Source organism: Leisingera sp. F5 (assembly GCF_001593695.1).
The window spans coordinates 1-1528 of record NZ_LUKH01000877.1; the positions used below are offsets into that span (position 1 = coordinate 1).

The window sequence follows — 1528 nt, forward strand, 5'->3', positions numbered from 1 at the left end:
TATCTGGGATGCCTAAACGCGGTTATCATCACGGCAATCTGCGCCAGGCGCTGGTCGAAGCGGCCCTGCATCTGATCGAGGCCAAGGGCCCGACCGGGTTCACCCTGTCGGAGGCTGCCAAACAGGCAGGTGTGACCCCCGCCGCCGTCTACCGTCATTTCAAAGGGCGCGAGGATCTGATCGCCGAGGCCGGGCGGCAGGGCTATGCGATGTTTGCTGACCTCATGCAGCACGCCTATGATAAATACCAGCCCTCGGCCCTGGCCGCGTTCGAGGCCACAGGGCGCGCCTATCTCGCCTTTGCCCGCAAGCATCCGGGGCACTACATAGCCATGTTCGAAAGCGGCATTTCGGTGAACCGGACGCCGGAACTGGCTGATGCCGCCGCACGGGCACGGGCAATTCTGGAGCGCGCCGCTGCGGACCTCAGCCAGCATATCCCGGAAGATAAACGCCCGCCGGCCTCAATGTTCTCGGCCCATGTACTGGCGATGAGCCACGGGGTGGTGGAGCTTTATGCTCGGAATTCTCCGGGGGCCGCCTCCCCTTTCCCGCCTGAGGACTTGCTGGAAAGCGGTATCGGTATTTACCTGCGCGGGCTGGGGCTGATTGCACCCGACGGCTAGAGCCCCTCTAGAACCGTCCGCTGGGTTGCCGGGCACCCAGTTCATCACCGACATTGACCAGATGCACCTCGCCGATGCCTTTGATATCCTCGAGGCCAATATCGGTGACGCGGAATTCTTCGGAGAGGGCTTCCTTCATTTCATCCGGGGCGACGATTTTCATTGGATTGGCGAAGACTTGCAGGCGGGAAGCCAGATTCACCGCCGGGCCGAAGACATCATAGACATACTTCTGAATGCCCACCACCGAGCCGACAGCAGAGCCGGTTCCCAGACCGATGCGCGCCTGCCATTTATGCTGATGGCTCTGGTTGCGCCGGTCCAGATACCGAAGGAAGCGGGTAGCGCAATGGGCCACCGCAGTGGCGTGGTCGGGCGCCGGTTCTGGCATTCCGGAAACCGCTAGATAGGCATCGCCAATGGTCTTGATCCGCTCGCAGCCGTATTGTTCGACGATGCGGTCAAAGGCCGTGAAAATATCGTTCAGCTCACCCAGGGTCACAGTCGGGTCTGTGCGGGACGCGAAATCGGTGAAATTCACAAAGTCCAGCATCACCACCGAGACCTTGGGGTAAAGCTGCGGGGTCACCACGCCGAAGGTCTTGAATTCCTCATAGACCGAACGCGGCATCAGGTTCAGCAACAACCGCTCCACCCGCTCCTTTTCACGTTCCAGCTCGCGGGTGTTGCGCTCCACCATGGCAGAATAGCTGTCAATCATGCTTTCCAGCTCGCGGATCCGGGTGATGTTCTGGCATTCCACCACCAGAAGCGCCTCGTTCAGATGGCTGGCCTGCGAAATATTGATGGCGAAAACCAGTGTGCGCCGCTTGCGCTTGATCTTCAGCTCCGCCGAATAGCGCAGCCCTTCGTCGCACAGCGAGTCGAGGTCGTCCGGCTGC

2 protein-coding genes are annotated in these 1528 nt (G+C 60.7%); one reads left to right on the plus strand and one right to left on the minus strand.

The features are described 5' to 3' along the window. Nucleotides 1-8: 8 nt before the first annotated feature. On the plus strand, nucleotides 9-626 hold the full coding sequence (locus A2I95_RS36995) for a TetR/AcrR family transcriptional regulator (RefSeq protein ID WP_027258814.1): 618 nt from the start codon (nucleotides 9-11) through the stop codon (nucleotides 624-626). Between the two features lie 7 nt (nucleotides 627-633). Here the strand turns inward: A2I95_RS36995 and A2I95_RS37000 are convergent. After that, nucleotides 634-1528, minus strand: an 895-nt coding sequence (locus tag A2I95_RS37000) for an adenylate/guanylate cyclase domain-containing protein (RefSeq protein ID WP_291737458.1), incomplete at its 5' end; no start/stop codon positions are given.